The following is a 17381-nucleotide window of genomic DNA, read 5'->3' on the forward strand; positions in this document are numbered from 1 at the left end:
CGTAGATCGCTGATTATCCGCACATCGTTCGGCAAAAGCAAAGCCTGATGATCTTCCACAAGGCCCTGGTGCGCGAGTTCGCGAACACCGCGCTTGCCACCTTCTTCGTGCTCCTCGGCATCACGATCACGACGCAGCTCGTGAAGCTGCTCGGCCAGGCCGCAACCGGGCTCATCACCTCGACCGGCGTGTTCGCGCTGCTGGGGTTGACCCTCGTCAACTATCTCGCGGTGCTGCTGTCGCTCACCACGTTCATCGCGGTGCTGCTCACGCTCACGCGCAGCTATCGCGACTTCGAGATGGTGGTGTGGTTCGCGAGCGGCGTCGGCCTCACGCGCTGGGTACGGCCCGTGCTGTCGTTCGCAGTCCCGCTCGTGCTCATCATCGGCCTCCTGTCGCTCTTCCTGTCGCCGTGGGCGGTGAGCCGCTCCGAGGAGCTGCGCCGGCTGATGGACAGCCGCGACGACGTCTCCGCGATCGTTCCCGGCGTCTTTCGCGAGTCGAACCGCGCCGAGCGCGTGTACTTCGTCGAGGAAGTCTCCGACGCCGAGAACGTGGTGCAGAACATCTTCGTGAGCTCGAACCAGCACCAGAAGCTCGGCGTGATGGTCGCGCGGCGCGGCTACCAGGAGACTTCGGAGAACGGCGACCGCTTCCTCGTGCTGCTGAACGGGCGGCGCTACGAAGGCGCGCCCGGCACGCCCGAATACCGGGTCTACGAGTTCGACAAGTATTCGATGCGTGTGGAGATCGGCGCCATGGCGGCGCGCGCCCCGACGACCAAGACCTCGAGCACGGCCGATCTCCTGCAGGAGCCCAACCCGCGCAACCTCGCCGAGCTCTCGTGGCGCATCGGGCTGCCGGTGAGCGCGCTCATCCTGTCGGTGCTCGCGATCCCGCTGTCCTTCATCAACCCGCGCGCGGGACGCTCGATGAACTTCGTCATGGCGATCCTGATCTACATGACTTACAACAACCTGCTCTCGATCGTGCAGGCGTGGATCGCGCAGTCCCGCGTGAGCTTTACCGCGGGCCTCGCCGTGCACGCTGCGATGCTCGTGCTGCTCGCGCTCGTGTTCTACCGCCGCATCATGCCGTTTTCCATCCTGCGCCGCCGCGCCGCCGCATGAGGACGCTGCGCCGCTATCTCGCGACCGAGATCGTCGTCGCGACGCTGCTGGTCGTGCTCGCGCTGGTGCTGCTCTTCTCGTTCTTCGATCTCGTCGAGGAGATGAAGGATCTCGGCCGCGGTGGGTATCGCCTCAAGCACATCGCCCTGCACGTATTGCTGAGGGCGCCGACGCACGTCTACGAGGTCTTTCCCATCGCCGCGCTGATCGGCACGCTGTTCGCCCTCGCTCAGCTCGTGGCGAGCTCGGAGCTCACCGTGATCCGCGCGTCCGGCGTCTCGCTCACGCGCCTCAACATGTCGCTCGTGAGCATCGGCCTGGTCTTCGCGATCCTGACGTTCGTGTTCGGCGAGTTCATCGGGCCGCCGGCCGAGCAGTTCGCGCAGCGGATGCGCTCGCTGGCGATCGCCGGCATCGTCGCGCAGGAGTTTCGCTCGGGATTGTGGGTGAAAGACGGACGCAACTTCGTCAACGTCGGCGAAGTGACGCCGACGTCCGAATTGAAGCGCATCCGCATCTACGAGTTCGACGAGGAATACCGCCTGCGCACGCTGTCGCAGGCGGAGCACGGAACCTACTTGAAGGACCGCACGTGGGAGCTGTCGGACGTGGTCACGACGACGTTCGAAGGCCAGCGCACCCGCGTGCAGAAGATCCCGGAGCTGCAGTGGTATTCGGTGCTCGAGCCGCAGATCCTGTCGATGCTGCTGGTGCGGCCCGATCGCATGTCGGCATGGAGCCTGTGGTCGTATTCGCAGCATCTGAAAGAGAACCGCCAGAAGGCGCTGCGCTACGAGATCGCGTTCTGGACCAAGGTCATGTATCCGCTGGCCGTGCTGGTGATGATGGTCCTCGCGCTGCCTTTCGCGCTGTTCCAGAAGCGCCAGGGGGGCGTCGGCGGGCGCATCGTCGCGGGCATCATGCTCGGCCTCGCGTTCTACGTGATCAACCGGCTGTTCGGCTCGCTGGGGCTGCTCTACGACTGGCCGGCGACGTTCGCCGGGATCACGCCGACGCTGGTGTTTCTGGCTTTGGCGATCGGCACCGCCTGGTTCCAGGAACGGCGCTGACCTCTATTCCCTGACGATGCGTGTGCCGGCGATCCGGTCGTGCAGGAACTGCCGGTCGCGGTCGAAGAACGCCCAGGTGAATCCGGCGCCGAACGCGATCGCGCCCGCCAGCGCCGCCACGTAGCGCACCAGCGCTTGCCGGGTTTGCACCGCCGTGCCGTCGGCCGTGACGAGCCTGAGCCGCCACGTCTTCATCGGCAGCGTGCGGCCGCCGCGCGTCCACTGCCACACGAAGTACAGCCCCGCGACGCTCGCGAGGTAGAGCTGGAACACGGCGCGGGTGTGACCGCCGGCGACCCGCTGCTCGACCGCGTAATACACGAAGGCGGCGCAGAACAGCAGGCCGGTCAGCAGCAGGGCTTCGTAGATGAGCGAGATCAGCCGGCGGCCGATCGGCGCGAGATTCATCGTGGTCGTGCGGGAAAGAGGCGGGGTGCTGCGGCGGCCTAGCCCGGCGGTGTCTGGGCCGCGGGCGTCGGCGTCTCCGGCTCCGGAGCAGGCGTCTTGGACTGCTCGTATTCCTGCCAGCGCCGCTTCACCTCGTCGCGCTTCTTGGCGGGTTGTTTCCTGAGGCTCTGGTACTTCTCGCGGGCCGCCTTGCGCTCATCGGGGGTGAGCTTGGCCCACTCCTGCATGCGCTTGTTCAGGCGCTCCTGCTGCTCGGGCTTCATGGTGGGGTAGCGATCGGCGATCGACACCCATTTTCTGCGGCGCGTCGTATCGAGCGTCTCCCATTCCGGCTGCAGCGGCGCGAGGACCTTCTGCTGGTTCGCTGTCAGCTCGGTCCAGGCCGGCTTCGCCGGCTTTTTACCTGCGGCGGGAGACTGTGCGGCGAAGACCGGGAACGCAAGACATAGCCAGACGATCAGCGCCCCGAGCGTTTTAACCATGAATCGAAGCCCTGATCGAGGTAGGCGTTGATCGGCAGGTCATCGGTCAGGAGCCCCACGTCGATATCGGCGATTTCGTTGGTCGGCGTGTAATGCATGTAGACGACGCCGGCGAGGCCCAGGACCAGGGCCGCCATCGGGATGAGGTACTGGATCCCGAATATCGGGCGCTCGGTGATATTGCCGATGCCCGTCGCGAGGCTCGGCACCAGAGAGCGCGAGCGCGTCTCGTGGTGTCTTTCCAGCGCAAGCTTGCGCGCGGCCCGCAGGCGCTCGCGCTGCGCCGGACCGACACCGTCCGCGCCGTCGTCGAGGCGGCCGGCGATGCGCCGGCCCAGCTCGTCCTGTTCGTTCATAACTTGATCCCCTGTTTCTCGAGCACCGCTGCGAGCGCGTGGGTCGCGCGGGAGCAATGCGTCTTCACGCTGCCCTCCGAGCAACCCATGACTTTCGCCGCCTCGGCGACATCCATTTCCTCCCAGTAACGCAACAAAAAAGCCTGGCGTTGACGCTCGGGCAGCTTTTCCAGCGCTTTTTCAATGACCTCAAGCACTTGCGTCCTGGCCAATTGTTCGGGAGGCGGTTCGTTCCACTTCGATTCGCTCTCGACCTCAAGAGTTTCCAGAGGATCGAATTCCTCGTCGCTTTCGCCCGATCCGAAGAGCGCCGAGACGGGGGTGGTCCAGAGCGCCCGGACTTTCTGGCGGCGGTAGAAGTCCCGTATGGCGTTCTGCAGGATGCGTTGGAACAGCAGAGGCAACTCTTCGGCCGGGCGCTCCGAATACTTCTCGGCGAGCTTCAGCATCGCGTCCTGCACGATGTCCAGCGCGAGATGATCGTCACGCACCGCGAAGAGCGCCTGCTTGTATGCGCGGCGCTCGACCTCCGCGAGGAAATCGGACAGTTCGTTGCGAGTGGCCAGTTGGCTTTGCCCTGAAAGATGTACCGGGTGCGCGTCGTTTTCTCGTCTCGCGCACGTCGCGCCAGCGTAAGCGACGCCCGACGGCACGGCATCTTAGCAGAAGAGACCTCGCGCAAGACGCGGAAAGCGCTCGGGAAAGCGTCGTGCCCGCCGTGCCTGCACCGCGCCTATCATACTGATAAAAGAGGCGTTTTACTTGACCCGCAGCGCCGCAGACTGTAAGGTTTCACGTTTTCGCCTCTTTTCGGTCCCCACGCTTCAATCATGCAACTCACCGGTGCTGAGATCTTTGTTCGCTGCATGCAGGAGGAGGGTGTCGATTACATTTTCGGCTACCCCGGCGGCGCGGTGCTCTTCCTGTACGACGAGCTTTTCAAGCAGAACAAGGTCCGGCACGTACTGTGCCGCCACGAGCAGGGTGCGGTCCACGCCGCGGACGGCTACGCGCGTTCGACCGAGAAGGTCGGCGTCGCGCTGGTCACGTCCGGGCCCGGCGTCACCAACGCCGTCACCGGTATCGCGACCGCGTACATGGACTCGATCCCGCTCGTCATCATCACCGGCCAGGTGCCCACCGCCGCGATCGGCCAGGACGCTTTCCAGGAAAGCGACACCGTCGGCATCACCCGCCCGTGCGTGAAGCACAACTTCCTGGTGAAGGACGTCCGGGAGCTGGCGAGCACGATCAAGAAAGCGTTCTACATCGCCGCCAGCGGCCGTCCCGGCCCGGTCGTGGTCGATATCCCGAAGGACGTGACGCAGCACAAGACCGAGTTCGATTACCCGTCGAAAGTGGCGATGCGCTCGTATAACCCCGTGGTCAAGGGCCACGCGGGCCAGATCAAGAAAGCGATCCAGGCGCTGCTCGCCGCCAAGCGGCCGATGATCTACACCGGCGGCGGCGTCATCCTCGGCGACGCCGCTCCGCAGCTCACGCAGCTCGTGCGGCAGCTCGGTTTCCCCATCACCAATACCCTGATGGGCCTCGGCGGCTATCCCGCGACCGACCGCCAGTTCCTCGGCATGCTCGGCATGCACGGCACGTACGAAGCGAACATGGCCATGCAGCACTGCGACGTGCTGCTCGCGATCGGCGCGCGCTTCGACGACCGCGTCATCGGCAATCCCAAGCACTTCTTCGACCAGGAGCGCACCATCATCCACGTCGACATCGACCCGTCGTCGATCTCGAAGCGGGTGAAGGTCGACGTGCCGATCGTCGGCAACGTGAAAGAGGTGCTCGAGGAGTTCATCCGCCAGTTCGAAAGCTCTTCGGTGAAGCCCGACGCCGAGGCGCTGAAGACGTGGTGGACCCAGATCGAGCTGTGGCGCGGCCGCGATTGCCTCGCGTACGACCGCTCGAGCGCGATCATCAAGCCGCAGTACGTGATCCAGAAGCTGTACGAGATCACCAAGGGCGAGGCTTACGTCACCTCCGATGTCGGCCAGCACCAGATGTGGGCCGCGCAGTTCTACAAGTTCGACCAGCCGCGCCGCTGGATCAACTCCGGGGGCCTGGGCACCATGGGCTTCGGCCTGCCGTCCGCTATGGGCGTGCAGCTCGCGCATCCGGAGGCGCAGGTCGCGTGCGTGACGGGCGAGGCGAGCATCCAGATGTGCATCCAGGAGCTGTCGACCTGCAAGCAGTATCACCTGCCCATCAAGATCGTGAACCTGAACAACCGCTACATGGGCATGGTTCGGCAGTGGCAGGAGTTCTTCCACGGCAACCGCTACGCCGAGTCGTACATGGACGCGCTGCCCGACTTCGTGAAGCTCGCCGAGTCGTACGGCCACAGCGGCATGCGCATCGAGAAGCCGGGCGACGTCGAAGGTGCGCTGCGCGACGCCTTCGCGCGCAAGGACGATCTCGTCTTCCTCGATTTCGTCACCGATCAGACGGAGAACGTGTTCCCGATGGTCCCGGGAGGCAAGGGCCTCTCGGAGATGATCCTGGTCTAAACCGAACAAGAACAATCATGCGGCACATCGTTTCAGTCCTGCTCGAGAACGAGGCAGGCGCGCTTTCCCGGGTCTCGGGCCTTTTTTCCGCCCGCGGCTACAACATCGAATCGCTCACGGTCGCCCCCACGGAGGACGCGACGCTGTCGAGGATGACCATCGTCACCTCGGGCTCGGACGAAGTGATCGAGCAGATCACCAAGCAGCTGAACAAGCTGATCGACGTCGTGAAGGTCGTCGATCTGTCCGAAGGCGAGCACATCGAGCGCGAGCTCATGCTGGTCAAGGTGCGGGCGATCGGCAAGGACCGCGAGGAGATGAAACGCATGGCCGACATCTTCCGCGGCCGCATCATCGACGTCACCGAGAAGGACTACACGATCGAGCTCACCGGCACCGGTTCGAAGCTCGACGCGTTCCTGAAGGCGATCGACCGCGCAGCGATCCTCGAGACCGTGCGCACCGGCGCGTCGGGCATCGGCCGCGGGGATCGCGTCCTGCGCGTTTGAGTGAAACGTGCGGCGCGGTCGAGTGAAACGTGAAACGTCAGGCGCCACGCCGGTTTCCAGATTCGCCGCGCACCTTTCACGCGTTTCACGTTTCACGTTTCACATTTCACGATTTATCTGGGGACTTACATGAAGATCTATTACGACAAGGACGCCGACCTCTCACTGATCAAAGGCAAGCAGGTCGCGATCATCGGCTACGGCTCGCAGGGCCACGCGCACGCGAACAACCTCAAGGACTCCGGCGTGAAGGTCACCGTCGGCCTGCGCAAGGACGGCTCGTCGTGGAACAAGGCGAAGAACGCCGGTGTGGATGTGAAGGAAGTCGGCGAAGCGGTGAAGGGCGCCGACGTCGTCATGATCCTGCTGCCGGACGAGACTCACGCCGAGGTCTACAAGAACGAGATCGAGCCCAACATCAAGAAAGGCGCGACGCTCGCGTTCGCGCACGGCTTCAACATCCATTTCAAGCAGATCGAGCCGCGCGCCGACCTCGACGTCATCATGATCGCGCCGAAGGGTCCCGGCCACCTCGTGCGTTCCACCTACACCCAGGGCGGCGGCGTGCCGGCGCTGATCGCGGTCGCGCAGGACGCGTCGGGCAAGGCGCGCGACGTCGCGCTGTCGTATGCCGCGGCGATCGGCGCAGCGCGCGGCGGCGTGATCGAGACCACCTTCCGTGAAGAGTGCGAGACCGATCTCTTCGGCGAGCAGGTCGTGCTCTGCGGCGGGCTCACCGCGCTCATCCAGGCCGGTTTCGAGACGCTGGTCGAAGCGGGCTACGCGCCCGAGATGGCGTACTTCGAGTGCCTGCACGAAGTGAAGCTCATCGTCGACCTCATCTACGAGGGCGGCATCGCCAACATGCGCTACTCGATTTCGAACACCGCCGAGTACGGCGACTTCACGCGCGGCCCGCGTATCGTCACCGACGAGACCAAGGCCGAGATGAAGAAGATCCTGCGCGAGATCCAGCAAGGACAGTTCGCGCGCGAGTTCATCCTCGAGAATCGCGCCGGCGCGCCCACGCTGAAGGCGATGCGCAGCCTGGGCAAGGAGCACCAGGTCGAGCAGGTGGGCGCGAAGCTGCGCGACATGATGCCGTGGATCAAGAAGAACCGGCTGGTCGACACGAGCAAGAACTGATGCGCGTGGTAACGCGCGTCATCGCGAGCAGCGGCAGCGACGTGGCGATCTCGTGGCGCACGTCGACGGGTAGCGCCCATGCTTGAACCGCGCGAGCACAAGGTCTTCGTGAAATCCCGGTTCGGCCGCCGGGGGATTTACTGGCTGCCGAACTCGTTCACGATCATGGCCTTGTTCTCGGGCTTCTACGCGATCGTGCAGGCGATGGGCGGCCGCTACGAGCAGGCCGCCATCGCGATCTTCGTCGCGATGGTGCTCGACGGCATGGACGGGCGCGTCGCGCGTCTCACCCACACCCAGAGCGCTTTCGGCGCCGAGCTCGACAGCCTGTCGGACATGGTGTCGTTCGGCGTGGCGCCCGCGCTCGTCGTCTATCACTGGGCGCTCGCCGACTTCGCCGCGGTCAAGACCGTGACGATGCTGGGTCCGTGGCTCAGCGCACGCCTCGGGTGGATCGCCGCCTTCGTCTATTGCGCGTGCGCGGCGCTGCGGCTCGCGCGCTTCAACACCAACATCGACGTCGTCGACAAGCGCTTTTTCCAGGGCCTGCCGAGCCCTGCCGCGGCGAGTCTCATCGCCGGCATGGTGTGGGCGATGGAGCAGTACCAGGTCGATCGCACCGCCGTGCGGTGGATCGCCTGGGGCGTGACGATGTTCGCCGGGCTCACGATGGTGAGCAACGTGAAGTTCTACAGCGGCAAGGACATCAACCTGCGCAAGAGCGTCTCGTTCTCGGTCGTGGTCGGGATCGCGATGGCGCTCGTGTTCCTGATCGCGTTCGCGAGCACGCTGCCCGAGATGCTGTTCCTGCTCTTCGGCGGATACGCGATCTCGGGTTATGCGATGTGGCTGTTCGGCGCGTTCGGCCGCAGACCGGCGTCCAAGGGGCCGCCGCAGGCATGATCCCGCCGCGGCTCGGTTGCGCGTGCGCTCGAATGCCGCTATATTGGCCGCTCCATGATCTCCTTACAGGCCATCGCTGCTCTCGCAGCCCTTCTTTCCGCCAGCCTTCTGCTGGCCGGCCTGCCGCTGCGCGTTCGCGCGCGCTAACACTTACCCCACATCTCGTAGTATCCGGCCGGCGCGGGCAACCGCTCCGGGGCGTAGCTCATTGCGAGGCGCGACACACACTTGACGGCGCCCGCGGCAGATGGAGAGAAGCATGGCTAAGGACCGATTGATCATATTCGACACGACGATGCGCGACGGCGAGCAGAGCCCCGGCGCGTCGATGACCAAGGAAGAGAAGATCCGCATCGGGCGCCAGCTCGAGCGCATGAAAGTCGACGTGATCGAGGCGGGATTCCCCGCGGCGAGCGACGGCGACTTCGCGGCGGTGCAGGCGGTCGCGAGAGCGGTGAAGGACAGCGTGATCTGCGGCCTGGCGCGCGCGAACGAGAACGACGTCCGGCGCTGCGGCGAAGCGGTGAAGGTCGCCGCGCGGCCGCGGGTGCACACCTTCATCGCCACCTCGCCGATCCACATGGAGAAGAAGCTGCGCATGGAGCCTTCGCAGGTGATCGATCAGGCGGTGCGCGCGATCGGATGGGCGCGCCAGTACACCGACGATATCGAGTTCTCCGCCGAAGACGCCGGCCGCTCCGACATCGATTTCCTCTGCCGCATCGTCGAGCAGGCGATCAAGGCGGGGGCGAAGACGATCAATATCCCCGATACCGTCGGCTATACGCTCCCCGACGCCTTCGGCAACCTCATCAAGACGCTGCGCGAGCGCGTGCCGAACTCCGACCAGGTCGTATGGTCCGTCCACTGCCACAACGACCTCGGCCTCGCGGTGGCGAACTCGCTCTCGGCGGTGCTCAACGGCGCGCGGCAGGTCGAGTGCACGGTCAACGGTCTCGGCGAGCGCGCGGGCAACGCGGCGCTCGAGGAGATCGTGATGGCGGTGAAGACGCGCAGCGACATGTTCCCGTGCGAGACGCTCATCGACACCACGCAGATCGTGCCCGCCAGCCGCCTCGTGTCGAGCGTCACCGGTTTCCCGGTGCAGCCCAACAAGGCGATTGTCGGCGCCAACGCGTTCGCGCACGAGTCGGGCATCCACCAGGACGGCGTGCTCAAGAGCCGCGAGACCTACGAGATCATGCGCGCGCAGGACGTGGGCTGGAACGCGAACAAGCTCGTGCTCGGCAAGCACAGCGGGCGCAACGCGTTCAAGTCGCGCCTCGCCGAGCTGGGCATCGAGATCGGCTCGGAGGAAGCGCTCAACAGCGCGTTCAAGCGCTTCAAGGACCTCGCGGACAAGAAGCACGAGATCTTCGACGAGGACCTGCATGCCCTCATCTCCGAAGGAGAGGACGAGGCGCAGGTCGACGACCACTATCGTCTCGTATCGCTCATGGCGCACAGCGAGACCGGCGAGCAGCCGATCGCCAAGCTGGTGATCTCCGACGGCGGGCGCGAAGTGCACGCCGAATCGGACGGCAGCGGCCCGGTCGACGCGTCGTTCAAGGCCATCGAGAGCGTGGTGAAGAGCGGCGCGGAGCTGCTTCTGTACTCGGTGAACAGCATCACCACCGGCACCGACGCCCAAGGTGAAGTGACCGTTCGGCTGTCGAAAGGCGGGCGCATCGTCAACGGCAACGGCGCGGACACCGACATCGTCGTCGCGTCGGCCAAAGCCTACATCGACGCGCTGAACAAGCTGACCTCGAAGCTCGAGAGAGTGAACCCTCAGGTCTGAGGCGCCCGCCGCGATACGCGCACGTATGCGATCGCGGTGGCATAAAACCCGAGCGCGAGCACGATCTCCACGATCGCGAGCGTGGCCGACGTGCCGCGCTCGCTCCACGCGCGCACCGTGCCTTCGATGAAGTAGACGAGCACGAGCATCATCGCCCAGCGGAAGGTGTAGAGCCGTCCCTTGAGCACGCCCGGCAGCGCCGGCGCGAGCGGCAGCACTTTGAGCGCGAGCCACGAGCCGCCGGGGCGCAGCGGCGCGAGCCACAATTCCCACGCAATGCACAGCGCCACCAGCGCGACCAGCAGCGCGGCGGCGATGCGGTGCAGGACCGGCGCGCTCAGGCGAGCTTGCATGCGAAGGTCGCGAGCCTGCGTCCGAGCGCGACGCACAGCCGTTTCTCGTGGTCGGTGATCGCCAGATCGCTGTGCGCGCCCGCGGTGTGGCTCGCGCCGTACGGTGTGCCGCCGCTCCGCGTCGCGATGAGATCGGGCTCGGTATACGGCACCCCGACGATGAGCATGCCGTGGTGGAGGAGCGGCAGCATCATCGAGACGAGCGTCGTCTCCTGCCCCCCGTGCATCGAAGATGTCGACGTGAACACCGCAGCCGGTTTGCCGGCGAGCGCGCCCGACAGCCACAGGCTGGACGTCGTATCGAGGAAGTGCTTCATCGGCGCGGCCATGTTGCCGAAGCGCGTCGGCGAGCCCAGCGCGAGCGCGGCGCATTCGGTGAGATCCGAAAGCTCGACATAGGGCGCACCCTCCTCGGGTATCGCGGGGCTCGTCGCTTCGGACGTGGGCGACACCGGCGGCACGGTGCGCACGCGGGCGCTCATGCCCTGCACCTCGCCCACGCCGCGCGCGAGCAGTTGCGCCATCTGTCTCACGGCGCCGTAACGGCTGTAATAGAGCACCAGCACTTCCTTCATCGAATCTCCCGCTCGTCCATCAGTTTTTCACCGCATACGCCTGCGACGTATCGGTGACTTGCACCGCCAGACCGGCGTCCCTGCAGAAATCGTCGAACGCTTTTTTCGCGCCCGGCCAGTTGTAATCGTCGGTCACCACCATCCCGCCCGCGGCAAGCCGCGGAACGAAATATTCGAGACCGCCGCGCGTGGGCTCGTACAGGTCGACGTCGAGATGCACGAAGCGGTACGTGCGCTCCGGCTGTGCGGCGAGGCTTTGCGGGATCCAGCCGGGGTGCAGCGCCACTCGCGGAAAACGCGGATGGACATTGCCCCTGACGACGTCCAGCGCAAATGCGAAATGTCCCTGGGCCATGTTCGCGCGCGCGACCGCCGCGTCGGCCACGTCGGTGAAGGCCAGATCCTCGGCCACCGGAGCGCTGAGGCCTTCGAACGAATCGAAGATGTGAAAACCCTCGCCGCGCCAGCCCGGATGGGTTTCCCGATGCGCGAGGCACAGTTGAACGAAGGAAAGGCCGCGCGCGCAACCGCATTCGGCGACCTCGCCCGGCGCGGCCGCGGTCACCTGCCGGAACAATCCGACGAGATTGCGGTGGCGCAGTGCCCGCCGTGCGGGGAAGGGCGACGAGCCGGTGAGGACGCACGCTTCGGCGTACAGCGCGAGGTATGCCGGTTCCACGTCCGCGCCCGTTCGCCGCAGCGCGTCGCTCACCACGCGCTCGGTGAGCTGCCGGCCTTCGTCCTGCGCCGGGCCGTTCCAGAACGAGCAGCAGATGTCCGCGAGCATGGCCCGAATGCGCTCGGCGGCCTCCGGCATCCGGTCGAACGCATCGAGGGCTTCGAGGAGGATGTCGACCGCGGTTCCGGCATGGCCGGTCTCGAAACAGGCGCGGGCATCGGAAAGAAACTCCGACAGTTCGAAGCTCTCGGGCATGGGGACGCGCTGCCTACGCGCATGATGTGACGATCGCAGGCCGGTATTATAGTGACGACCGCCGTCGGCCGACTCCAACTCTCACATGAATCCGCGCGCTCTACGCTTTGTCGACCTCGTCCGCACGGTCTTGCGGCGCTTCAACGAAGACCGCTGCATGCAGATCGCATCGAGCCTCACGTATACCGCGCTGCTCGCGCTGGTGCCCATGGTGACCATCGCGGTGACGATGATCGCCGCTTTCCCGGTGTTCGGCAGCGTGATGTCGGCCCTGCAGACGTTCATCCTGGACAATCTCGTGCCGACGTCGGCCGACTCGGTGGCCGTCTACACCGAGCAGTTCAGCCGCAACGCGGCCAAGCTCACCGCGGTCGGCATCGCCTTCCTCGTTGTGACGTCGATCATGCTGCTGCTCACGATCGAGCGCGCCTTCAACGACATCTGGCGCGTGAAAAGGCCGCGCCCGGTCGTTCAGCGCGTGCTGGTGTACTGGACGCTGATCACGGTGGGGCCGGTGCTGATCGGGGCGAGCCTCACGTTGACGTCGTGGCTCGTGAGCCAGGCGGTCGGGCTGGTGCGCAGCGTGCCGGGCGCGGGCGTGGTCCTGCTGTCGACGGTGCCCGTCGCGCTCACCTCGATCGCGTTCGCCCTGCTGTACATGACGATGCCCAACCGGCGCATCGCACCCCGCGACGCGCTGATCGGGGGGCTGCTGGCCGGCGTCGCGTTCGAGCTCATGAAGCGCGGCTTCGCGATCTACGTGGCGTCGTTTCCCACGTACACGCTGGTCTACGGCGCGTTCGCCACGTTCCCGGTGTTCCTCCTGTGGGTGTACCTGTCGTGGCTGGTGGTGATCTTCGGCGCGGTCGTCGTCGCGTCCCTCCCGGAATGGCGCGCGGGCGCAGGGCAGCGCGAAGCGGTGCCGGGGAGCGATTTCTTCGACGCGCTGCAGATCTTGAAGATACTCTGGCGCGCCCATCACAGCGGCTCGCCGGTGACGCTGCCCGCGCTGCTCGGCGCGGCGACGGTGCGCATCGAGAACGTCGAGCACATCCTCGATACGATGGTCGAGGCGGGCTGGGTGAGACGCACGCTCCCGAACGGCTGGGTCCTGCATCGCGACGCGACGACCGTCACGGTGCAGGACGTGTTCGGACTGTTCGTGTTCCGTGCCGAGGCGCACCGGCCGGGACGCGAGGCCGACGCCGCGCTCGAAGCGCTGGTTCACGAGATGGGCGAGCGCATGAGCGAGACCACGCGGCTCACGCTGCACGAGCTCTTCGTCGCCGCGGAGCGCAGGCACGAGCTCGCGGGCAAGGAGGTCCCGCGCGCGATCGTCAGCGCGTAGGATGCAAATGAGGCGCGTCAGACCTGCATCGCCGGAGGATCGCTCCAGAGCGCCGCGCCTTTTTCGCAGCTGATGACGTGATCGTCGACGGAGAAGCCGTTCTGCTCCGCGTGCTTCATGCACTGGGCGAGGAACGCGAACTCGGGCGATTCGCCGAGCACGATGCCCTCGGCGCCGAGCTGGCGCCATTTCCACTTGACGCTGCGCGTCTGCATGAACTCCCACTGGCCGGACGATGGCGTAATCATGCGTAGGTGCGCTCCCTGCGTTGTTTGTTTCCGCCGCGACGACGGCCGGAGGCGCGCTTCACGGGTGCGGGCGCGCCGCCGGGAGCGTTCGACTGATAACCGGAACCGATGGCATTCGCGACGCACTCGTGGCGCGTGGCGAAGGTCGACGCGCTCGTCCGCGTTCGATGCGAGATCACATCGGAACACACCCAGTACCACGCGCCGTTCGGGCTCTCGATGAACTGCCAACGCTCCATGACCTCTCCGCTTGGACGGTTTATGCCGTTCAAAGCAGCGAGCGTGCCCGCGGTGTCGCGGGCGGCGTTACATCGTCGGGGCGGAGGGATTGCCCGCGTGCTTGCGCGAGTCGGGATAGGTCCAGTGGCCGCGCCACGCCGCGAGCACGGTGTTCGGATACTGCGGCTTGCCGAGGCTGCCGTTGTAGCGGCCCAGCGCGCGGTAGAGATCGCCTTTCTCGATGTCGAGATAGTGGCGGAGGATCACGCAGCCGAAGCGCAGGTTGGTGCGCAGGTGGAAGAGGTTGTGCTCTTTACCGCCGCCGATCGCCTTGACCCAGAACGGCATCACCTGCATGAAGCCGCGCGCCCCGGCGGACGACACCGCGTACTTGCGGAACGCGCTCTCGACCTGGATCAACCCGAGCACGAGCTGCGGGTCGAGACCCGCGCGCTTCGCTTCGTAGTGGACGGTGACGAGGAGCTCCTCGCGCACGACGCGGTCGGGGATGCGCTTGGCAAGCCGCGCCGACATGACGTCGAGCCACGCACGCGCTTCCGCCTCGCTCTGGAAAGCGAGGTACGGCACGGCCTGGTCGGCGACCGCCTTGCTGAGCGCCGCCTGCACGCTCGCCGAGAGCGGCTCGTAGATCTGCGCACCCGCAAAAGCCGCGGGCGCGCCTGCCGTCATGGCGCAGGCGAGCAGCACTCGCAAGGTACGCTTCAATCTCATCGGGTCCCGCTCGTCCTCGTCTTCACGAATTCCAGGGCCGCGTCCACGGCGAGCGGCTGCGCCTTCTCGTCGCGCCGGCCCTGATACTCGACGTTGCCTTCCTTGAGTCCCCGCTCACCGATCACGATCCGGTGCGGGACGCCGATCAGCTCCATGTCGGCGAACATGATACCGGGCCGCTCGTCGCGATCGTCAAGGAGTACTTCCACGCCGGCCCGAGTGAGCTCGTCGTGTAGCTTTTCCGCAACCTCGCGTACGCGCTCGCTCTTCTTCATCCCGATGGCGACGATGCCGACGTCGAACGGCGCCATCGCCTGCGGGAAGATGATGCCCTTGTCGTCGTGGTTCTGCTCGATCGCCGCCGCCACGACACGCGTGACCCCGATCCCGTAGCAGCCCATCTCCATGATCCGCGATTTCCCCGCTTCGTCGAGGAAGGTGAGGTTCATGGCGTCCGAATACTTCGTCCGCAGCTGGAAGATGTGACCGACCTCAATGCCGCGGCAGATATCGAGCGTCCCTTTGCCGTCGGGACTCGGATCGCCGACGACCACGTTGCGGATGTCGAACACCTCCATCTGCGGGAAATCGCGCCCCGTGTTCGCGCCCGTGTAGTGGTGGTCGTCCTCGTTCGCGCCGATGACGAAATCGGCCATACCGGCGAGCGCCCGATCGGCGATCACCCGGCCCTTGAAGCCGATCGGCCCCAGCGAGCCCGGCGCCGCGCCGAAAGCCGCCTGGATCGCCTCCGCCGACGAGAATCGCACCGGCTGGGCCAGGCCCTCCAGCTTGCCGGCCTTGATCAGATTCAGCTCGTGATCGCCGCGCAGCATCAGCAGCACCGGCCGGCCGTCTTCGCCGTCCACTACCACGGCTTTAACGGTGTTCTGCGGCTCGACCTTGAGAAAGGCGCAGAGGTCCGCGATCGTCTTGACGCCGGGGGTGTGGACCTTGGTCAATGCCGTCGCCGGTGTCGGCCGCGGCTGCGTCGGGCTGAGCGCCTCGGCAAGCTCGACGTTGGCCGCGTAATCGGAGGCCGGGCAGTAGGCGATGGCGTCTTCGCCCGAGTCCGCAAGGACGTGGAACTCGTGCGAGCCGGTCCCGCCGATGCTGCCGGTGTCCGCCGCGACGGCGCGAAACGAGAGCCCCAGCCGCTCGAAGATGCGGCTGTAGCAGTCGTGCATCTCGCGGTAGGTGGCGTCCAGGCTCTCCTTGTCCGCGTGGAAGGAGTACGCGTCCTTCATCAGGAACTCGCGGCCGCGCATCACCCCGAAGCGGGGACGGATCTCGTCCCTGAACTTGGTCTGGATCTGGTAGAGGTTGAGCGGCAGCTGCCGGTAGCTCTTCACCTCGCGCCGGATCGTGTCGCTCACCACTTCCTCGGCGGTCGGGGCGTAGCAGTAGTCGCGCTGGTGGCGGTCCTTGAACCGGAGGAGCTCGGGGCCGTACTGCTCCCAGCGGCCGGACTCCTGCCACAGCTCGGCGGGCTGCACGGTCGGCATCGAGAGCTCGATGGCGCCGCTCCGGTTCATCTCCTCGCGCACGATCGCTTCGACGCGCCGCAGCACGCGCAGACCCAGCGGCATCCAGGTGTAGACGCCCGCGGTGAGCCGCTTGATGAGTCCCGCCCGCAGCATCAGCTTGTGGCTGACGACCTCGGCTTCGGAAGGCGCTTCCTTGAGCGTGGAAATGAAGAACCGGGAGCTTCTCATGTTCTGGTAAGCAGTAGCGAAAACCCCTTATTCTACCGGACCTTGTAACGATCCTGAGCGATGAACCTGCTGTCCCGCTGGCGCCGCAAGGCCGCCGAAGACGAAGAGAGCGTGTACGTGAGCGAGCGCCACGGCGTGCGCTCGCTGCACATCGGGAGCGACACCATCCAGAGCTCGATGCGCATCGCGCGGCCCAACGATCTCGAGCTTTCGTATACGCGCAGCATGATGAGCTTCCTGCTGTTCGTGCCGGCGCCCCGGCGCGTCCTGATGATCGGCCTGGGCGGCGGATCGCTCGCCAAGTTCGTGTATCACCGGCTGCCCGAGGCGCGCGTCGACGCGATCGAGGTCAATCCGCGGGTGGTCGCCATCGCGCGCCGGTCTTTCAACGTGCCGCCCGACGACGAGCGGCTGCAGGTGATCGTCGGCGACGGGGCCGAGCACGTGCGGCGCGAGGACGTCCGCGCCGACGCGATCCTGGTCGACGGCTACGAGGCCGACCGGCACGTGGAAGAGGTCGCGACCGCGGCGTTCTACGCCGCCTGCCGCGAGCGCCTCACGCCGGGCGGCGTGATGGCGGTCAACCTGTGGGGCGGGGACAAGCTCTTCTACACGCTCTCCAGGCGCATCGAGGACGCCTTTCCCGGCGGCACCCTGTGCCTGCCGGCCGAGCGCCCGGGCAACGTGGTCGTGTTCGGTTTCGAGCGCAAGCCGGGTCCGCTGGCGTGGTCGGCGCTGGAGGCCCGTGCGCGCGAGCTCGAATCGCTGCATGCGCTCGAATTTTCCCGCTTCGTGCAGAGTCTCAAGAAAATGAACCCGCACGATGCGCAGTCCCTGTATCCGTGATCCTGGCGTGAGATGCCGGGTTATGCTTACGCCAAACACGGCGCGGGAAGGAGGTCCCCAAGTCGTCCGGCGGGCTTTTCA

At 66.0% G+C, this 17381-nt stretch carries 20 protein-coding genes; 9 read left to right on the plus strand and 11 right to left on the minus strand.

The window, feature by feature from the left end; translation table 11 throughout:
• Window positions 1-47: 47 nt before the first annotated feature.
• A complete protein-coding gene (gene lptF, locus VHP37_12550; protein ID HEX2827172.1) occupies window positions 48-1130 on the plus strand; it encodes an LPS export ABC transporter permease LptF in 1083 nt (360 codons plus the stop codon).
• Window positions 1127-2200: an LPS export ABC transporter permease LptG gene (gene lptG, locus VHP37_12555; GenBank protein ID HEX2827173.1), complete on the plus strand. Its 1074-nt coding sequence runs from the start codon at window positions 1127-1129 to the stop codon at window positions 2198-2200. Before lptF ends, lptG begins: the two co-directional genes overlap by 4 nt.
• A gap of 3 nt (window positions 2201-2203) precedes the next feature.
• On the opposite strand, the gene VHP37_12560 is transcribed toward lptG, so the two are convergent.
• Genes VHP37_12560 through VHP37_12575 form a run of 4 tightly spaced genes read right to left on the minus strand, consistent with a single transcriptional unit; the run spans window position 2204 to window position 4012 of the window.
• Window positions 2204-2608: an RDD family protein gene (locus VHP37_12560; protein HEX2827174.1), complete on the minus strand. Its 405-nt coding sequence runs from the start codon at window positions 2606-2608 to the stop codon at window positions 2204-2206.
• Window positions 2609-2646: 38 nt separating this feature from the next.
• Window positions 2647-3090: a DUF3106 domain-containing protein gene (locus VHP37_12565; protein ID HEX2827175.1), complete on the minus strand. Its 444-nt coding sequence runs from the start codon at window positions 3088-3090 to the stop codon at window positions 2647-2649.
• Window positions 3066-3446, minus strand: a complete 381-nt coding sequence (locus VHP37_12570) for a DUF3619 family protein (GenBank protein HEX2827176.1) — start codon at window positions 3444-3446, stop codon at window positions 3066-3068. Before VHP37_12570 ends, VHP37_12565 begins: the two co-directional genes overlap by 25 nt.
• Entirely contained in the window at window positions 3443-4012 is a 570-nt protein-coding gene (locus tag VHP37_12575; GenBank protein HEX2827177.1) for an RNA polymerase sigma factor, read from the minus strand. The genes VHP37_12570 and VHP37_12575 overlap by 4 nt, the downstream gene beginning before the upstream one ends.
• Before the next feature lie 264 nt (window positions 4013-4276).
• Between VHP37_12575 and VHP37_12580 the strand changes: the two genes are divergently transcribed.
• The 5 genes from VHP37_12580 (at window position 4277) to VHP37_12600 (ending at window position 10333) form a co-directional block, all read left to right on the plus strand.
• The gene (locus VHP37_12580; GenBank protein ID HEX2827178.1) at window positions 4277-5974 is read left to right on the plus strand and encodes an acetolactate synthase 3 catalytic subunit; all 1698 of its coding nucleotides are present in this window, start codon (window positions 4277-4279) and stop codon (window positions 5972-5974) included.
• A 17-nt stretch (window positions 5975-5991) separates the two neighbouring features.
• Entirely contained in the window at window positions 5992-6483 is a 492-nt protein-coding gene (gene ilvN / locus VHP37_12585) for an acetolactate synthase small subunit (GenBank protein HEX2827179.1), read from the plus strand.
• A 129-nt stretch (window positions 6484-6612) separates the two neighbouring features.
• The gene (gene ilvC / locus VHP37_12590) at window positions 6613-7629 is read left to right on the plus strand and encodes a ketol-acid reductoisomerase (protein HEX2827180.1); all 1017 of its coding nucleotides are present in this window, start codon (window positions 6613-6615) and stop codon (window positions 7627-7629) included.
• 78 nt (window positions 7630-7707) lie between these two features.
• The gene (gene pssA / locus VHP37_12595) at window positions 7708-8532 is read left to right on the plus strand and encodes a CDP-diacylglycerol--serine O-phosphatidyltransferase (GenBank protein HEX2827181.1); all 825 of its coding nucleotides are present in this window, start codon (window positions 7708-7710) and stop codon (window positions 8530-8532) included.
• 259 nt (window positions 8533-8791) lie between these two features.
• Window positions 8792-10333 (plus strand): 2-isopropylmalate synthase, encoded by a 1542-nt coding sequence (locus tag VHP37_12600; GenBank protein ID HEX2827182.1) that lies wholly within the window; start codon window positions 8792-8794, stop codon window positions 10331-10333.
• Here the strand turns inward: VHP37_12600 and VHP37_12605 are convergent.
• Genes VHP37_12605 through VHP37_12615 form a run of 3 tightly spaced genes read right to left on the minus strand, consistent with a single transcriptional unit; the run spans window position 10324 to window position 12195 of the window.
• Window positions 10324-10686, minus strand: coding sequence for a DUF2069 domain-containing protein (locus VHP37_12605; GenBank protein HEX2827183.1), 363 nt, complete (start codon window positions 10684-10686; stop codon window positions 10324-10326). The genes VHP37_12600 and VHP37_12605 overlap by 10 nt on opposite strands.
• On the minus strand, window positions 10671-11261 hold the full coding sequence (gene wrbA / locus VHP37_12610; protein HEX2827184.1) for an NAD(P)H:quinone oxidoreductase: 591 nt from the start codon (window positions 11259-11261) through the stop codon (window positions 10671-10673). Before wrbA ends, VHP37_12605 begins: the two co-directional genes overlap by 16 nt.
• A 19-nt stretch (window positions 11262-11280) precedes the next feature.
• Window positions 11281-12195 carry a TylF/MycF/NovP-related O-methyltransferase gene (locus tag VHP37_12615; protein ID HEX2827185.1) on the minus strand — a complete coding sequence of 305 codons (915 nt, stop codon included), beginning with the start codon at window positions 12193-12195 and terminating at the stop codon, window positions 11281-11283.
• A gap of 85 nt (window positions 12196-12280) precedes the next feature.
• Here VHP37_12615 and VHP37_12620 point away from each other — a divergent pair, with 85 nt between their 5' ends.
• A complete protein-coding gene (locus VHP37_12620) occupies window positions 12281-13543 on the plus strand; it encodes a YihY family inner membrane protein (GenBank protein HEX2827186.1) in 1263 nt (420 codons plus the stop codon).
• Between the two features lie 17 nt (window positions 13544-13560).
• Here VHP37_12620 and VHP37_12625 read toward each other — a convergent pair whose 3' ends face one another.
• The 4 genes from VHP37_12625 to VHP37_12640 form a co-directional block, all read right to left on the minus strand.
• Entirely contained in the window at window positions 13561-13791 is a 231-nt protein-coding gene (locus VHP37_12625) for a hypothetical protein (GenBank protein ID HEX2827187.1), read from the minus strand.
• Window positions 13788-14030: a hypothetical protein gene (locus tag VHP37_12630; protein HEX2827188.1), complete on the minus strand. Its 243-nt coding sequence runs from the start codon at window positions 14028-14030 to the stop codon at window positions 13788-13790. The genes VHP37_12625 and VHP37_12630 overlap by 4 nt, the downstream gene beginning before the upstream one ends.
• Before the next feature lie 67 nt (window positions 14031-14097).
• Complete coding sequence (locus VHP37_12635) at window positions 14098-14742, minus strand: lytic transglycosylase domain-containing protein (protein ID HEX2827189.1); 645 nt, start codon at window positions 14740-14742, stop codon at window positions 14098-14100.
• Entirely contained in the window at window positions 14739-16454 is a 1716-nt protein-coding gene (locus VHP37_12640; GenBank protein HEX2827190.1) for a proline--tRNA ligase, read from the minus strand. The genes VHP37_12635 and VHP37_12640 overlap by 4 nt, the downstream gene beginning before the upstream one ends.
• A gap of 60 nt (window positions 16455-16514) precedes the next feature.
• On the opposite strand from VHP37_12640, the gene VHP37_12645 reads away from it, so the two are divergent.
• Entirely contained in the window at window positions 16515-17300 is a 786-nt protein-coding gene (locus VHP37_12645; protein ID HEX2827191.1) for a polyamine aminopropyltransferase, read from the plus strand.
• The last annotated feature ends 81 nt before the right edge of the window (window positions 17301-17381 follow it).

Source organism: Burkholderiales bacterium, assembly GCA_036262035.1.
Lineage (GTDB): Bacteria > Pseudomonadota > Gammaproteobacteria > Burkholderiales > SG8-41 > JAQGMV01.